At 59.4% G+C, this 16,736-nt stretch carries 11 protein-coding genes and 1 tRNA gene; 3 read left to right on the plus strand and 9 right to left on the minus strand.

Annotated features, from left to right (window positions below):
- Positions 1-55 precede the first annotated feature (55 nt).
- A complete protein-coding gene (locus EE36_RS14105) occupies positions 56-493 on the plus strand; it encodes an Lrp/AsnC family transcriptional regulator (protein ID WP_005853345.1) in 438 nt (145 codons plus the stop codon).
- A 21-nt stretch (positions 494-514) separates the two neighbouring features.
- On the opposite strand, the gene EE36_RS14110 is transcribed toward EE36_RS14105, so the two are convergent.
- On the minus strand, positions 515-982 hold the full coding sequence (locus EE36_RS14110; protein WP_005853347.1) for a disulfide bond formation protein B: 468 nt from the start codon (positions 980-982) through the stop codon (positions 515-517).
- Entirely contained in the window at positions 982-1,560 is a 579-nt protein-coding gene (locus EE36_RS14115; RefSeq protein WP_005853349.1) for a YqaA family protein, read from the minus strand. Before EE36_RS14115 ends, EE36_RS14110 begins: the two co-directional genes overlap by 1 nt.
- Before the next feature lie 123 nt (positions 1,561-1,683).
- On the opposite strand from EE36_RS14115, the gene EE36_RS14120 reads away from it, so the two are divergent.
- Positions 1,684-1,767, plus strand: a tRNA-Leu gene (locus tag EE36_RS14120).
- Between the two features lie 171 nt (positions 1,768-1,938).
- Here EE36_RS14120 and EE36_RS14125 read toward each other — a convergent pair.
- The 7 genes from EE36_RS14125 to EE36_RS14155 form a co-directional block, all read right to left on the minus strand.
- Positions 1,939-2,865: a carbohydrate kinase gene (locus EE36_RS14125; protein WP_005853352.1), complete on the minus strand. Its 927-nt coding sequence runs from the start codon at positions 2,863-2,865 to the stop codon at positions 1,939-1,941.
- Positions 2,862-4,418 (minus strand): mannitol dehydrogenase family protein, encoded by a 1,557-nt coding sequence (locus EE36_RS14130; RefSeq protein WP_254655593.1) that lies wholly within the window; start codon positions 4,416-4,418, stop codon positions 2,862-2,864. Before EE36_RS14130 ends, EE36_RS14125 begins: the two co-directional genes overlap by 4 nt.
- A 50-nt stretch (positions 4,419-4,468) precedes the next feature.
- On the minus strand, positions 4,469-5,473 hold the full coding sequence (locus EE36_RS14135) for an ABC transporter ATP-binding protein (RefSeq protein ID WP_005853356.1): 1,005 nt from the start codon (positions 5,471-5,473) through the stop codon (positions 4,469-4,471).
- 12 nt (positions 5,474-5,485) lie between these two features.
- Positions 5,486-6,316: a carbohydrate ABC transporter permease gene (locus EE36_RS14140; protein ID WP_005853358.1), complete on the minus strand. Its 831-nt coding sequence runs from the start codon at positions 6,314-6,316 to the stop codon at positions 5,486-5,488.
- Between the two features lie 10 nt (positions 6,317-6,326).
- Entirely contained in the window at positions 6,327-7,193 is an 867-nt protein-coding gene (locus tag EE36_RS14145; RefSeq protein ID WP_005853360.1) for a carbohydrate ABC transporter permease, read from the minus strand.
- 117 nt (positions 7,194-7,310) lie between these two features.
- Positions 7,311-8,612 (minus strand): sugar ABC transporter substrate-binding protein, encoded by a 1,302-nt coding sequence (locus tag EE36_RS14150; RefSeq protein ID WP_005853363.1) that lies wholly within the window; start codon positions 8,610-8,612, stop codon positions 7,311-7,313.
- A 114-nt stretch (positions 8,613-8,726) separates the two neighbouring features.
- Complete coding sequence (locus tag EE36_RS14155; protein ID WP_005853365.1) at positions 8,727-9,758, minus strand: LacI family DNA-binding transcriptional regulator; 1,032 nt, start codon at positions 9,756-9,758, stop codon at positions 8,727-8,729.
- Positions 9,759-11,051: 1,293 nt separating this feature from the next.
- Between EE36_RS14155 and EE36_RS14160 the strand changes: the two genes are divergently transcribed.
- A complete protein-coding gene (locus EE36_RS14160) occupies positions 11,052-16,712 on the plus strand; it encodes a Hint domain-containing protein (RefSeq protein ID WP_254655594.1) in 5,661 nt (1,886 codons plus the stop codon).
- The last annotated feature ends 24 nt before the right edge of the window (positions 16,713-16,736 follow it).

Here is a 16,736-nt window from a genome sequence, read left to right on the forward strand (position 1 = left end):
ACAATCATCTAAAGTGATCAAAGCGGAGATTATTTGACCAAACTGGACAGCTAAAATGGACACAACGGACGAAGCAATTCTGGCAGCGCTGCGCGACGACGCGCGGGCGTCTCTGTCTGATCTGGCGGCGGCCTTGCGGCTGTCACGTACCACCGTGCGCGCGCGTCTCGCCCGTTTGCAACAAAGCGGAGAGATACTGGGCTTTACCGTCGTGACGCGCTCGGACGTGCGTGCCGATCCGGTGCGCGGGTTGATGATGATCGAGATCGAGGGCCGTGGCGCTGACCGCATCACCCGCACGCTGGCCGGAATGGCGGCGTTGCGTGCCGTGCATTCGACCAATGGCAGATGGGATGTGATCGTCGAGATCGGCACCAAAACGCTTGAGGAGTTCGACGAGGTTCTGGCCCGCATCCGCAAGCTAGACGGGGTGGTCGCGAGCGAGACGAGCCTTTTGCTCAAGACGCGCAAGGCAGGGCAGGCCGCACCCTAGGGCGGCGGCCTGCGAGATGGTTCAGCGCGGGGCGCGCGCGGCAGAGACCCAGAACGCCAGCAGGATGGCACAAATGACCGTGTTCCAACCCGCCATGGACAGACCGAAAAGCTGCCATACGATGTCATCACACATGACCAGACCGGACGGCGCGCTGGTGGACAGAAGATCGCTGCCGCTCATCGCGCCAAGGTCCATGCCACCGCCTGTGCAGGACGACGGACCGGGCCAGAATTTCCATTCCACCCCCGCATGATAAACCCCGATCAGCCCCGTGATCGCCACCGACAGCGCGCCCAGCCAGATCAACGCACGCGGCGCACCAAAGAGCACGATCACTCCGATCAGGATCGCCGCCGAATGGGGCCACCGCTGCCACAGGCACATTTTGCAAGGCGCATAGCCGCCGATGTGTTGGAACCCAAAGGCCCCCAACAGCAGCGCAGCAGACCCCAGCGTAGCGATCAGGACATAGGTGTTTCGCGTCATCACAGATACCTCAGCAAGAAGAAGCTGCCGAACAGCAGCACGACAAATACCGTAAATACCAAAGGCAGACGGCGTTCAATAAAGTCGCGGATAGGTGCGCCAACTTTCCACAGCAGCGCCGCCACGATGAAGAACCGCAGCGCGCGCGCAAGGATCGAGGTCACGATAAAGGTCGCCAGAGGCATCCCCGTCCACCCCGACATGATCGTGATTACCTTGTAGGGGAAGGGCGTGACACCCGCAGTCAGCACAGCCCAGAAGCCGACGCCGTTGAACCGGTCCGAGAATTCCGCCATCGCGTCGCCTTTGCCAAGGCTGGCAAGGATCGGTTGGCCCAGTTGTTCAAAAGCCAGCGCACCGATGGCGTATCCCAGCAGGCCCCCCAAGACCGACGCGACAAGCGCGATCCCCGCGATGAGCCATGCGCGGTTCGGGCGCGCAAGGATCATCGGAATCATCAGCACATCCGGCGGAATGGGAAAAACAGAGCTTTCAAGGAATGCCACAACCGCAAGGGCCCAAAGCGCGTGCGGGTGGTTTGCCAGGCCCAGAACCCAGTCATATAGCCGTCGGATCATACTGCGGTCTCCGGTATTGTTTTCTGTTCAATGGCAACACCAGAACAATCGGACGGGGTCAAGCAAAAGCGGTAAAATTGCTCTTGCCGTGGGGCGCGTGGCACGGTAACAGACCCCCATTGTGCCCAAGTGGCGGAATGGTAGACGCAGGGGATTCAAAATCCCCCGCCGCGAGGCGTGCCGGTTCGAGTCCGGCCTTGGGTACCACCTTGTTCTTGCAAGGCTTTCCGTAAAATTCAGTTTTGATCGTCGATAGGTGTGAAGGTTGCTTTTGCGGCCTTGGTGATGTCGCGTGCTCTTGTCCGTTGCATATCAAAAGCCGCGCAGGGAATTGCTGCGCGGCTTTGCGAAAGGGTCCGTCTGGGGGTGGTGTCTGCGTTAAAGCTCGTTCGCCCAAGGCGGGTTGGCACCGGCGCGTGACACGGTGATGGCGGCAACGCGGGCACCATAAGTCATCGCGTCGCGCAAAACGTCGGGATCAAGTGTGCCAAGGGCTTCGGGCGTCAGCAGGTCCAGTTCGGACAGCTTCGCCAGAAATCCCGCATTGAACGTATCACCTGCACCGATTGTATCGACGACGTTGGTCTTTACCGAAGGCACCGTGATGGATGTACCGTCGGCAAGCGTTGCGATGGCACCCGCGGCCCCTTGGGTGACAATCACAACCGACGGGCCGGTGTCGAGCATTGCGCTGATCTTTTCGGCCTGCGTCAACGGGGCGGGGTTCAGCCAGTTAAGATCCTCGTCCGAGACTTTGACGATATCCGCCTGTCTGATCATCGCCGCCATCCGACGGCGGTAGCCCTCTGCGTCAGTGATAAACAGTGGGCGGATGTTGGGATCGATCATCACCGCCCGCGGCCCGCCCTGACGTTCCAGCAAGGCAGCATAGGCGCTGGCACTGGGATCGCTGGCAAGGCTGATACCGCCAAAGAACAGCGCGGTAATATCGCTCGGCAACGCTGGCATATCCTCGGGGCGGATCATCCGACCGGCGGAGTTTTCGTCGAAGAATGAATAGCTTGCCTGCCCATCTTCAAGTTTCACAAAAGCCAATGTGCTAGGGCGGTCAGAGCGGATGATATGCGTGGTATCCACGGCACTGGCCTTCAGCGCATCGGCGAGCTGGTCGCCGAACATATCGCGCGACATTCCGGTCAGCATGCCCGCGCGGGCCCCCAATCGGCCAAGCGCGATAGCGGTGTTAAAGACCGCGCCGCCCGAATGAGGCACAAACCCGTCCGGCCCGTCGAGCGACGGGGCCGCGACCATATCGATCAATGCCTCCCCGCAACACAGGATCATTGCCCCATCCCCGCGCGGTCACCGGCCAATGCGGCGGCCACATCCGGCTGATCGGTATAGACCGCAAGCGCGGCCTCGCAGCCTTCTGCCCAGATGAGCGAGAGCCAGTGCTCAAACGCCTCGGCAAAGGCCTGATGCTCGGCCAGATCGCCATAGATATGACGTTGCGCAAGCCAAAGCTGCGGCGCTTCGCGCGCGGCCAGGGCCACAGCGTTGAGGCGCGCCCACTGCGGGTCGTTCGGCTCGATCTCTGTCCCGTCCATGCGGGTGCCTGCACACATACGGGCCCATAGCGCCTCTACCAGGGCCAGACCGGAGCAGCTGCCCTTTGCCGCCAAGGCGTCGCGCAGTACCGGCAGGACAAATCCCGGATGCCGTGATGACCCGTCAAAAGCCACGCGCCGTGTGGTGTCGCGGATTGCGGGGTTGGCGAAACGTTTGGCAATCAGTTCGACATAGGCCGCCGGTTCTTGACCGGGCACGGCGGCGACGTATGGGGCGATTTCCTCTGCCTCGATCTTGCGGAACATGGCAGAGGTCAAGGGGTGCGCCATGCAATCGGCGATGGTTTCCAGGCCTAGCAACTCTCCGGCGTTGGCCAAGACCTGATGTCCTGCGTTGAGGATGCGGATTTTCATCGCCTCGTAGTCATGCACCGCGTCGGTAAAGATCGCCCCCGCCCTGTCCCAGTCGGGGCGTCCGGCGCAGAAGTCGTCTTCGATCACCCATTGGCGGTAGTTCTCATGGGTCACCGGTGCCGCGTCATCGACGCCAAGGCTTTGCGCCAGTGCGATTTCGTCAGGGCCGGTGGCGGGCACGATGCAATCCACCATAGAGTTCGGGAAGCTGCCGTTTTGCTCGATCCACTGGGCAAGCGCCGTGTCACTTTGGCGGGCGAGGGTCACGACCGCCTGGCGCGTGGCGGTGCCATTGCCGCGCAGGTTGTCGCAGCTTTGGACGGTAAACGGACCGTGGCCCGCATCGCGCCGCAGCTTGAGCGCGGCAATGATCGCGCCGAAAACCGTCTTGGGCTGATCGGGCTGCGCGCGGTCATGCTGGATATCGGCGTGGGTCAGATCAAGCCCGCCGGTTTCGGGGTCGATGAAATAGCCGCCTTCGGTCACGGTCAGCGACACGATGCGGATCGCGGGATCTGCCATCGCGGCAATCAGCGGCGCGTTGTCTTCGGCGATGGGAGTGTAGTCGATCATTGAGCCGACGACCTCTGCCGTGACACGACCGGGGGCAAGCTCGATCAAGGTGGTCAGATAGTCCTGCGCTTTAAGCTTGTCGCGCATCGCGCTGTCATAGGCCCGCACACCGGCGCCGATCAGCGCCCAATCCTGCGCCAGACCTTGTTGCATCAGCTTGTGCAGATACCACGCCTGATGGGCGCGGTGGAAATTGCCCAGACCGATGTGGATGATCCCCGCCGTGAGCGCGGCGCGATCGTAGTCGGGCGTACCGATACGGGCGGGCAGGTCACCAAGGCGGTCCAGGGACAGCGGCACCGGAGGCGGCGCGTCGGTGTTTGTTATGGTCGGTTCATTCATGAGACCGCTTTCGTAGGAAGCAAAGTTAAAGGGCAGGGGCACGCGGCGCTTCATGCGATGCGTAGGCCGTTGGCGTCGAAGCGGTGAAGCGAGTCCTCGCGCGGGGTCAGGAACACTCGGTCGCCGTGGCGCAAGCCCACTTCGCCGCGGGCACGGACGGTCATCATCTCGGTCAGGCCGGTGTCATAGACGTGGAAGAACGTGTCCGACCCCAAATGCTCCGACACTTTGACGACGCCGCTCCAGGTGCCTTCGGTTGTCGATACGTCGATGTGTTCAGGGCGGATGCCGATGGTATGCGCCCCGTGTTTGGCCGCTTCGGGGCCCGAGATCAGGTTCATTTTGGGCGAGCCGATAAAGCCCGCGACAAAGGTGTTGCGGGGTGTGTGGTAAAGCTCAAGCGGGGAGCCGACCTGTTCGATCACACCGGCCTGAAGCACCACGATCTTGTCGGCCATTGTCATCGCTTCGACCTGATCATGGGTCACGTAGATCATTGTCGTCTCAAGCCGTTTATGCAGCTCGGAGATTTCAAGCCGCATGCCCACGCGCAACGCGGCGTCAAGGTTGGACAGTGGTTCGTCGAACAGGAAGGCTGCGGGTTCACGGACAATCGCCCGACCAATCGCGACACGCTGGCGTTGCCCGCCCGACAGCTGGCCGGGTTTGCGGTTCAGATAAGCGGTAAGGTTCAGCGCTTTCGCCGCGGCATCGATGCGGCGGTTCTGTTCGTCCACGGGGATGCCCGCCATGCGCATCGGAAAGGCGATGTTCTTGCGCACGGACATATGCGGATACAGCGCGTAGGACTGGAACACCATTGCCAGACCGCGCTTGGCAGGGGGCACATGGGTGGCGTCCTGCTTGTCGATGCGGATTTGCCCGCCCGAGGTATCTTCGAGCCCTGCAATCAGTCGCAGCAGGGTGGATTTGCCACAGCCCGACGGGCCGACAAAGACGGTGAATTCGCCGTCTTCGATGGTCAGGTCCAGCGGCGGGATGACTTCGACGTCACCGAAGCGCTTGGAAACCTTGTCTAATGTGATGCGTCCCATGGTGTTGTTTCCTTATTTCACTGCGCCAAAGGTCAGGCCGCTGACAAGTTGTTTCTGGCTGAACCAGCCAAGGATGAGGATCGGCGCGATGGCCATGGTCGAGGCCGCGCTGAGCTTGGCGTAGAACAACCCCTCGGGGCTGGAATAGCTGGCGATAAAGGCCGTCAGAGGGGCAGCCTTGGCGGCGGCGAGGTTGAGGGTCCAGAAGGCTTCGTTCCAGGCGAGGATCACGTTCAGAAGCAGCGTGGAGGCGATGCCGGGGATCGCCATCGGCGTGAGGATATACAGCACCTCTTCGCGCAGGCTGGCACCATCCATACGGGCTGCCTCCAGGATCTCGCCGGGGATTTCCTTGAAGTAGGTGTAAAGCATCCAGATGATGATCGGCAGGTTGATCAGCATCAGCACCACGACCAGCCCCAGCTTGCTGTCCAGCAGACCCATTTTGATAAAGATGAGGTAGATCGGATACAGCACCCCGACCGCTGGCAGCATCTTTGTGGACAACATCCACAGCAGGATGTCTTTGGTCCGGTTGGAGGGGACAAAGGCCATCGACCAGGCGGCGGGAACGGCGATCAGGATGCCCAGAAGGGTAGAGCCCCCCGCGATCACCACCGAATTCCACAAGAACCGGCCGTAGTTCGAACGTTCCTGCACCGCGGCGTAGTTCTCCAGTGTCCAGTCGAAGAACAGGAACACCGGCGGGTCTGCAATCGCCTGGGCTTCGGTCTTGAAGCTGGTCAGGATGGTCCAGAGGATCGGGAAGAAAATCAGCAGCCCGACGCCCCATGCGAGTGCGGTGTTCAGAGCCTTGCGTTGTGTGGTCGTTGCACGTGCCATGACGGACTCCTTATGCGTCGAGGTTCTTGCCAACCATGCGCATCAGGAAGATGGCAACGATATTGGCGAGGATGATGGCATAGACACCGCCGGCAGAGCCGAGCCCGATGTTCTGGCTTTCCAGCACACGCTGGAAGATCAGATAGGTCAGGGTTTTGGTGCCAAAGGCGCCTTGGGTGGTCACGAAAATTTCGGCAAAGATAGAGAGCAAAAAGATCGTCTGGATCAGCACCACCACGGTGATCGCCCGCGACAGGTGGGGCAGGGTGATGAAGCCAAAGCGTTTGACCGGCGATGCGCCGTCCATCTCGGCGGCCTCCAGTTGTTCACTGTCCAGCGACTGGATCGCGGTCAGCAGGATCAGCGTCGCAAAGGGCAGCCACTGCCAGCTTACAATCAGAATAATGGATTGGGTCGAGGCCTCGGTCAGCCACACCAGCGGTTCAGCCCCGAACAGGCCCCACAGGTGGGCGAGCAGCCCGTTGACCGGATCCATGAACATGTTTTTCCAGACCAGCGCCGATACGGTCGGCATCACGAAGAACGGGGCAATCACGAGGATCCGAACGATCCCTTGACCCCACATCGGCTGGTTCAGCAAGACGGCCAGCAACACACCCAGAACGACGGTGATGAACAGGACGCCGCCCACGATCACCAGTGTCGCCTGAACCGACGGCCAGAAGGCGCTGGACGATACAAAGCGGACGTAGTTGTCAAAGCCGACCCACCCCAGATCACCGCCGCGCAGGGGCAGGTATTTGCGAAAGGAAAAATACAGCGTCATCGTCAGGGGGACGAGCATCCATCCCAGAAGCAGCACGACAGCGGGGGCCATCATCAGACGGGCGGCCGATCGTGAGTGTTGCGTTGCCATTGAATATACCTCCTCCGTTGACGGGCTAGGGCCGTCCCGGACGATCATGCACGTGTTGGAAAAAAGGGGCCAGTCAGCAAGGGGGAGCTTTGCTGACTGACCCCGAGGGCGATCAGATCAGTAGCCGGCGGCTTCCATCTCATCGGTGGTCAACGCTTGTGCGTTGGCCAGGGCTTCATCGACGGACTGTTGTCCTGCCAGCGCGGCAGAGAACTCTTGTCCGACCTGTGTGGCGATGCCTGCAAACTCCGGGATAGCTGCAAACTGCACACCGACGTAGGGCACCGGATCCACGGTTGGCGCGGTGGGATCAGCCGACAGGATGCTGTCCAGTGTCATCTGCGCGAAAGGCACCTTTTTGTATTCGGCGTTTTCGTACAGCGATGTCCGCGTGCCGGGAGGAACATTTGCCCAACCGTCTTTCTCGGCGACCAGCTCAAGATACTCTTTGGACGTGGCCCATTCGATGAATTCTTTCGCGGCGGCTTCGTTATCGGTGCCGGCAGGGATGCCAAGCGCCCAAGCCCACAGCCAGTTGCCGCGTTTGCCTTTGCCGGTGTCAGGTGCCAGCGCAAAGCCGACCTGATCCGCGACGGTGGAATCTGTCGGGTTGGTCACAAAGGACGCCGCAACAGTCGCGTCGATCCACATGCCGCATTTGCCCTGTTGGAACAGCGACAGGTTTTCGTTGAACCCGTTGTTCGCCGCACCCGGAGGGCCCGCGTCGTTCATCAGGTTTACATAGAACTCAAGCGTTTCTTTCCATGCGGGCTGGTCAAACTGCGCGGTCCAGCTTTCGTCGAACCAGCGTGCGCCGAATGCGTTTGCTGTCGCGGTGAGGAACGCCATGTTCTCGCCCCAACCGGCCTTGCCACGCAGACAGATGCCGTTGATGCCGGCGTCACGGTCGGTCATGGCGCGGGCGGCCTCAGCGACGAATTCCCATGTGGGCGCGTCGGGCATCTCCAGTCCGGCTTTCTCCATCAGGTCCTTGCGGTACATGATCATGGAGCTTTCGCCATAGAACGGGGCCGCATAAAGCGTGCCGTCGACGCTCAGACCGCCGCGCATCGCGGGCAGGATGTCGTCGGTGTCATAGTCTGCAGACAGATCGTCCAGCGGCACCAGCCAGCCTTGCTTGCCCCAGATCGGGGTCTCGTACATGCCGATGGTCATGATGTCGAACTGCCCACCTTTAGTGGTGATGTCCGTGGTCACACGTTGACGCAGGACATTCTCCTCCAGCGTGACCCATTCAACCTCGTGGCCGGTTTTGGCAGTAAAATCATCGGTAAAACCCTGCATCCGGATCATGTCGCCGTTGTTGACTGTAGCGATTGTGATCGTATCCGCAGAAGCAGCGGCTGCCGTCAAAAGTGAAATGGCGGTCGCCGTTCGAAACGCGTTCAAAACAAACATCTTCTACCTCCCTGATGAGATGTTAGCGACAAGCTTACGGCTATTGGTGAACTCGCGTCAATTTGAATTTTACGCGCGTCTAGTTTTGCGATTTAGACGGGTGTTTTCAATTGCCTAGGCGGAGCCCCTGAGCACAAGCTTGCCGTCAAACAGCGTCTCTGTACGCGAATCAAGAGAATCATCCGCCTCGATCAGGGCCAGCAGGGTGGTCGCGCTTTTCTCGGCAATGGCTTCGTAGTCTTGGGACACGGTGGTCAGGCGCGGGCAGGTGAAGCGCGAGAAAGGATGGTCGTCATGGCCCGCGACGCGGAAGTCGTGGCCGGCCTCGATCCCGACGCTCATCCCCGCCTCGAAAATGGCGGACAACAGCCCGATGGCCAAACGATCGTTGCTGCACAGTATTGTTTTTGACGGCAGGCTCCGGTCGCGGATCACGCGGGTGCCTTCGCGAAACCCGATCTCTTCGAATTCCCATCCCTCGCCACCGACCTGGATCAGATGCGGCGTTTGGCCCAGACGTTCCATCGCCCTGACATAGGCCGCACGCCGTTTGTAGGCGTTGGGGTTCATCGGGTCTTTCATCTCGAAAAAGGCAGGCGGCTCGCCCGTGCGGCACAGATAGTCGACGATCAGATCAACGCTTTGTTCATTGTTGGAGCCTATGAACGCCTTGCCGACCTTTTCGATGTTCGCATCGAACAGGACGGTAGGGACCTCTTCGGTAAAGGTCTGGATCTGCGCGTGGTCAGAACTGCGCCCGAAAGCGGCCAGCAATACGCCCGCCGGTTTCAGCATGCGCAGGTTTTCGAGGTTCTCCAGTTCCATCTCGGGGCTGCCGTGCGACCCGAGCAGAACGGGCCGGAAGCCCTGCCGCAGGATGTGTTCTTCGATCGTGCGGGCAATCTTGGCAAAGAAAGGGTCGGCCAGATGCGGCACCACGACGCCGATGTTCTTGGTCAAACGGCGGTTCTGGTTCATGGCATAAAGATTGGGCCGATAGTCATATCGGTCCAGCGCTGCCTCAACCCGTTTGCGGGTGCTGCTACGCACGCTGGTGGGGTCGTTGAAGAACTTGGAAAGCGTCGGACGGGAGATCCCGCTGACGGCGGCAAACTCTTCCATATTCTTGATTTTCCGACTGCTCATCAAACGCTTCTTCTGGTGGTGGCAGAGGCCAAGTGACGACGCCATGTTCCTGTATCTGTTGGATCAACATACTTGTCGCGCGGTAAATATCACCCCCTAACATCATGAGACAGTGGGATTTTGCTGCGAATTTGACCAAAATACCCTCTTGCGGTTGTAGCGGCAGATGTTCGCTCAAACGCATGTCCTCGTGTCAAACTTATGGTGTCGGGCCTTAATAATCGGCATATGCCACCCCTACCTGAGGTGCTGAAAACTATCCTTTAGGTGGTATTGCGATTCGGTTTCCTGCTGGCAAACTGGCGGCGTTTTCGAAAAAATGGGCGCGGTCGCAAGCTATTGGTTCCAAATCGCGAATTCACGCCCCGCCACAGTCCCGCCACGCCGAATTTAATCGCAAAGATGGTTTATTGTATCTGCCTGCGAAACAGTGCCGAAGGTTGGGTTTGGGAAATCATTAAAATTAAGTGAAAAATCCCAAAAACCACCCACATCATCGAAATTCGCACCCTGAGATGGGAAACAATGCGCTACCTATGCGTGCATATTCCGCGCCGCCGTCGAGTCAAAAAAGGCGGAAAAGAGGCGCGTCTGCGAATTCTTGCCATTTTTTCCTTCCAGCAACGTCAACGGGTAGGTAAGAAGAACGTGCCCAACTGGGGGGCAAAGTTTTTTAGGTTTCGGGGGCGACCGCATCGAACGCACATGTTGTGCGGGGAAGATGTGTTCGCTTGGCTCTTAAGAGCCGATGAATATACCACTGCCGGTTGCGCGGCAGCGGGCAGCTGTCTGCGGCTGATCCTCCCTTCAGGACGGTAGAGTTCTTTGTGTGTCGTCTGTGACCGCGGAGCTTTGTTAGGGGTATTGTGCGCCGTTTTTTAACGGCCCGCCACGTTGGCGGAAGGAGGAGAAACTGATGGGACACTGTATCTACAGACCACGACTGCCGGACCGTTCGGGTATGGGTGATGTTGCAACTCTGCGTTGCTCCGCCGCTACCGACACCGTCTTGATTTCTTCCCCGAAGCGCCGTTTTCGGATCACAACAAGAACACAAATGACCCGTATCCAAACGGCTGCAGATTTGGGCGTGTCACGCGATGCACCCGTCCGCGCGCCGTATGTTTCATTGCAGCAGCGTCGCGGACAGGGCGTTGCTTTGTCCCGCCTTAGTACCCCGGCACAGAATTGGTGCCATGTGAATTAATTAGCTTCGCCCATGACTGGGCATCCTCGTTTTACGGCTGACGGTACAACCGTAGCGTGCCTGACCTGATTTTGGAGACGACCGATATGACCATCTTTTTGAATAAACTGTGGCTCTTTGGAAAAACCTCGACCGCCGAGGCCGAGAAAACCGCGACCGAGGCTCCGGCCGACGGGCCGAACGGGATCGTGGACGGTAACCAGCAGGGCAACAAGATCGACGCCAGCTATAATGATGACCCAAGCGGTGACCGTGTTGACGGTAACGACGCGGTATTCGGCAACATCGGGTCCAATGATGACATCATCCTCGCACGTGGCGGCAATGATACGGTCAACGCGGGTTTGGGGAATGATACGGTCGTTGCAGGGTCGGGCAATGATTATGTTGACGGGGGCAAGGGCAACGACATCCTGATCGGTGATGGCGCGACCAAGGGCAACTACGGCGACACCCGCGAAAGCTTTGAATGGTCCAAGGCACCCGACCCATCCGGCGACGGTTCCGCGATCGACGACAATGACAACCTCAAGGGCGGGTTCACGCAGAATACCGGCACCGTCAACGTCACATTCGAGCTCAAGAGCTTTTCGCCGCGTAACAATGCGGACCAGGAATTCAGCGATAGCAAACAGTTCACCGGAAATGTCGAGGGCGATGCCCACGGCGTGAACGATAACAGCTCCTTTGAATCGCTGGCCAACTGCACCGGCGAAACAAAGTTCGAACTGCGGTTTGACGAGGCCGTTGGCAACGTGTCCTTCAACGTGAACGACATCGACAACAGCGGCGCTGTAAAAGTGCTGGCCTACGACGCTTCCGGCAAGATGATCGACGTCGATATGATCGCCAACAGCAGCTCCAGCAAAGTGAAGCTGACAGACAGTGACGGCAAGTTCGGCGTAGACACGGCCACCAGCGAGGGCGGCGACGATTCCCCCTCGTCGAGCAAGTATTCCGTTAACGTGTCCATCGACGGTCCCGTATCGCGGATCGAGTTCATCCACACCGGTGCCACAAGCGGCAACTCGGGCGTCAATGTAACCGATGTGTTCTTTGACAACCCCGCGGCCTTGCTGGCGGATGACGACGGCACTGTCGGCAACGACACGCTGCATGGCGGCGAAGGCGATGACATCATCTTTGGCGATAGCGCCGGCCTGACCAAAGCGCAGCCCGTCTCGAAGACTGTTGAGCCTGTGTCGGGTGCGGATCATACCGTTCTAACGTGGGATCTGGCAAATGTGACGGTGGCTGGCGGTTCAAGCCCCTTCCAGAACAGCGATGTGGGCTCCGGCGATCTGTCTGGCAAGTCGTTCACCATCAACGAAAATTCAGCACCTGTTGCGGTTGGCATCAATGATGACGACGATAAGCTGAATGACAACGACAACTCGCAAACCTTGGCGAAAACCACCAAATTGGATGGCAACACCGAATACGCCGGCGACAAGATCATCCCCGAGTATTCTTACATTGTGCGTCCCGAAGGCGCGGTGGATTCCTCGCAGGATGTCACAGTCTATGTCGTGAACTTTGACGGCAACGATGCCGTCGGTTTCGTGACAGACAAACCGCTGGAAGTCGGCAAATCCTACGATTTTGTCAGCCACAACTCTAACCTGCCGTCGATCAACTACGATCACATCGCAAAAACCTACACCGTGACCGACGACAGTACGTCCCCGACCGATGGCACCGTTGGTGGCGACGATGTGCTGACCGGTGGGAATGGCAACGACACGATCTTTGGTGAAGGCGGCAACGACAGCATCGAAGGCAACGCGGGCCACGATTCGATCGAGGGCAACCACGGCGATGACACCATTTCCGGTGGCACCGGCAATGACACGATCTATGGCGACAACAACACCGGCGGTGCCTCTACGCCCGGTGGCACGACAGAGCGTGAGAGCTTTGAGTGGGACAAGGCACCAGACCCCCATGACAACTCGGCTGTCGATAATAACGACAATCTGGGCGGTGGATTTGTTCAGGACACGGGCAACGTCAATGTGACCTTCTCGGTCACCGGCAGCAGCAAAACGCCCGAGACGACATTCTCCACTGACCAGCAGAAGGTGCATTCGATCACCGGCGACGGTCAGGCGACCAATGCGAACAGCTCTTTGGCGTCTTTGGCGAACCAGGATGGCGAAAGCGCGACCTATCGCTTGGACTTCTCGAAGGATGTGACCAACATCAGCTTCCGCATCAATGACATTGATAACGCGTCGAAAGTTGTGATCGTGGCCGTTGGCCCCGATGGCGCGCGCACGCCGATCAACGTCAGCACAGGTGGCGGCATTCAGGCGCAGAACCAGGACGGCGTTGGCGGGAATGAAACGCTGATCAGCCGCGGTGCCGATGGCCCGGATACAGATCCGAGCCACTCTGCGCTGGTGAACATTTCGGGGCCGGTGGATTATCTCGAAATCACCCACACGATGGATCAAAGCCTGTCGCCCGGCAACCACGCGGGCATCAACATCACCGACGTTTATTTTGACGCGCCCGTGGGCGGCGTTGACGGTGGTGCCGGCAATGACCTGCTGATGGGCGACGACGGCGACGACTTTATCGACGGTGGCGCAGGCGACGACACGCTGTTTGGCGGCGATGATGACGATACGCTGATCGGCGGCGACGGTGATGACCAGCTCACCGGCGGCGAAGGCAAAGACAACATTAGCGGCGGCGCGGGCAAGGATACCATCTTTGGCGGCACCGATGGCGATACGGTTGACGGTGGTGCCGGCGGCTTCAATGCCGACCCTGCGCTGAACACCGACGATGACACGCTTGATTTGACTGGCCTCAATTTCCGCTTGCGTGATCTGGAACCAGATAGCAACGGCAATGGTCAGAACGGTACGGTTGATCTGTACAACGACGACGGCACATCCGCGGGCTCGTTCAAATTCACCGAGATCGAAAACATCATCGGCGAAGAGATGGCCGGCCCTGTTGATGGTCTGGACAGTGGCGAGGATATGGCCCCGGGCTACACCGACGCCCAAGGCGACCAGATCGACGGCACCGACGGGATCAACGATACGATCTTTGGTAACGGTGGCGACGACACGATCGACAGCGGGTTGGGCGACGATACCGTTGACGGCGGCGCGGGCGATGACACGTTCACACTGACCGATGGCGTCGATAACGACATTATCATCGGCGGCGAAAGCGGCGAAACCGACGGCGATGTGATCGACAGTACGGCTGTGAACGACGACCTGACAGTCACTTTCACCGACAAAGAGGAAGGGACACTGACCAACGGGTCCGGCACCACCGAATTCTCGGAGATCGAGAGACTCGAACTGGGTGGCGGTGACGATACGGTTACAGGCTCTGGCGGTGACGAGAATGTCATGACCGGTGACGGCAACGACGTGGTGAATGCCGGCGGTGGCGATGATACCATTGATGGCCAGGGCGGCAATGATACCATCGACGGTGGTAAATATGATGACAGCCTGATCGGTGGTGACGGCAACGACTCCCTCGTCGGTGGTGAGGGTGACGACGTCCTGATCGGCAACAAGCCCGGTGCGATTGGCGTGCCCGACACGGACGTTCCACTGGTCTCCACACCCTTTGATCAGGATACCAACCCCAACGACGACAAAGACACGCTGATCGGCGGCGCGGGGAATGATACGATCGATGGCGGTGATGATGCCGACTATATCGACGGTGGCGACGATGATGATGTCATCGAAGGCGGCATCGACAACGACACCATCTATGGCGGCAGCGGCAACGACACCATCACCGATGTCCAAGGTGCGGACGAAATCTATGGCGGTGACGGTGACGATCTGATCGAAGCGGGTATCGACACCTTCTCTGATTATGCGAATGATCAACCGACCGTCGGTGGACGACCCAACCCATTCTTCAACTCCGGCGATCCGAACAAGGACGATGGTCGTGATTTCGTCGATGGCGGCAGCGGAAACGATACGATCCGCACCGGCGACGACTCTGACACCATCTACGGCGGTACGGGCGACGATTCTATCAACGCGGGTATCGATGACGATTTGGTCTACGGCGACGACGGCGACGACAGCATCATCGGCAGCCACGGGTCTGACAGCCTGTATGGCGGTGAAGGCAATGACACCATCTATGGTGGCTTTGGCAACGAACCGATCGCCGGCTACGAGGGAGAGGAAGTCGACGCCACCGATCCGCAGCCGAATAACGGCAAGGACTATATCGAAGGCGGTGCCGGCAATGACGTGCTTTACGGTGAAGACGACAACGACACCATCCTGGGTGGTGCCGATGACGACTACATCGACGGTGGCATTGACGACGACAGCCTAGATGGCGGTCAGGGCAACGATACGATCTTGGGTGGTCAAGGCAACGACACCATCCGCGGCGCACAGGGCCATGATGAGATTGATGGGGGGGACGGTGACGACTCCATCCTCGCGGGCAATGGCGACGACGACGTTAAAGGCGGTGCCGGGAACGACACCATCGACGGTGGTCAGGGCCACGACACCATCGACGGCGGTGACGGCGATGATTCCATCCTTGGGGGCTTTGGCGATGACTCCATCCTCGGGGGTGCCGGAAACGACACGATCATCGCGGCCGGTGACAATGATACCGTAGACGGTGGGACCGGTGACGACTCCATCAGCGGTGTGCGCGGCGACGACATCTTGTTCGGTGGCGAGGGTGACGACACCATCGACGGCGGTGAAGACAACGACAGCATCGACGGCGGCGACGGCGACGACAGCCTGCTGGGTGGCTTTGGCGATGACACCATCGAAGGTGGTGACGGCGACGATACCATCAGCGCAGGTGGCGGTGACGACATCATCAGCGGTGGCGCGGGCAATGACAGCCTGCACGGTAATGACGGACGCGATACCTTCACCAACGTCAACGGTGGCGACACCATCGACGGCGGTGCCGGCACAGATGCCTCCGACTACGACGTCATCGATCTGAGAGGCGCGCTGAGCCCCGGCGGCGGTTATCGTCTTGAAAACGTCACGCCGGATAATGATGCCGGTGACACAATCGACGGCGACAGCCCGAACGATGGTATCGACGGTACGATCGTCTTTACGGATGCGGACGGCACTGAAACCGGTCGTCTCGACTTCACCAACATCGAAGAGATCATTCCCTGCTTCACACCGGGCACCTTGATCGCTACGCCGAAAGGGGAACGGCGGGTCGAAGATCTGGTGGTGGGCGACCGTGTCATCACACGTGACAACGGTATTCAGGAAATCCGCTGGGTCGGTGCCCGCGAGATGACCGGACAAGAGCTGGCGCACAAAGCGCATCTGCTGCCGGTTCTGATCCGTCAGGGCGCTTTGGGCAACAATCTGCCCGAGCGCGACATGCTGGTCAGCCCCAACCACCGCGTTCTGGTGGCCAACGACAAGACAGCGCTCTACTTCGAAGAGCGCGAGGTTCTGGTCGCGGCGAAACACCTGACCGGTCTGGAAGGTGTTGATATCGTTGAAACCTCTGGCACGACTTACATCCACGTGATGTTCGACCAGCACGAGGTGATCCTGTCTGACGGCACATGGACCGAAAGCTTCCAGCCGGGCGATATGAGCCTTGCAGGCGTCGGCAACGCGCAACGCAACGAGATCCTGGAGCTTTTCCCGGAACTGGCAACGCGCGAAGGGGTGGACGGCTACGTCGCCGCGCGTCGCACGCTGAAAAAGCACGAGGCGAAACTTCTGACGAAGTAAGCGCCACAATATATGCAGCAACAG

Source organism: Sulfitobacter sp. EE-36, assembly GCF_000152605.1.
GTDB classification, from domain to species: domain Bacteria; phylum Pseudomonadota; class Alphaproteobacteria; order Rhodobacterales; family Rhodobacteraceae; genus Sulfitobacter; species Sulfitobacter pontiacus.

Coding starts and splice junctions, on each gene's coding strand:
- EE36_RS14155 (WP_005853365.1), bottom strand. CDS start 9,758: ATGAGCAGTCGGAAAATCAAGAATATGGAAGAGTTTGCCGCCGTCAGC.
- EE36_RS14135 (WP_005853356.1), bottom strand. CDS start 5,473: ATGGGACGCATCACATTAGACAAGGTTTCCAAGCGCTTCGGTGACGTC.
- EE36_RS14150 (WP_005853363.1), bottom strand. CDS start 8,612: ATGTTTGTTTTGAACGCGTTTCGAACGGCGACCGCCATTTCACTTTTG.
- EE36_RS14130 (WP_254655593.1), bottom strand. CDS start 4,418: ATGAATGAACCGACCATAACAAACACCGACGCGCCGCCTCCGGTGCCG.
- EE36_RS14140 (WP_005853358.1), bottom strand. CDS start 6,316: ATGGCACGTGCAACGACCACACAACGCAAGGCTCTGAACACCGCACTC.
- EE36_RS14125 (WP_005853352.1), bottom strand. CDS start 2,865: ATGATCCTGTGTTGCGGGGAGGCATTGATCGATATGGTCGCGGCCCCG.
- EE36_RS14105 (WP_005853345.1), top strand. CDS start 56: ATGGACACAACGGACGAAGCAATTCTGGCAGCGCTGCGCGACGACGCG.
- EE36_RS14115 (WP_005853349.1), bottom strand. CDS start 1,560: ATGATCCGACGGCTATATGACTGGGTTCTGGGCCTGGCAAACCACCCG.
- EE36_RS14160 (WP_254655594.1), top strand. CDS start 11,052: ATGACCATCTTTTTGAATAAACTGTGGCTCTTTGGAAAAACCTCGACC.
- EE36_RS14145 (WP_005853360.1), bottom strand. CDS start 7,193: ATGGCAACGCAACACTCACGATCGGCCGCCCGTCTGATGATGGCCCCC.
- EE36_RS14110 (WP_005853347.1), bottom strand. CDS start 982: ATGACGCGAAACACCTATGTCCTGATCGCTACGCTGGGGTCTGCTGCG.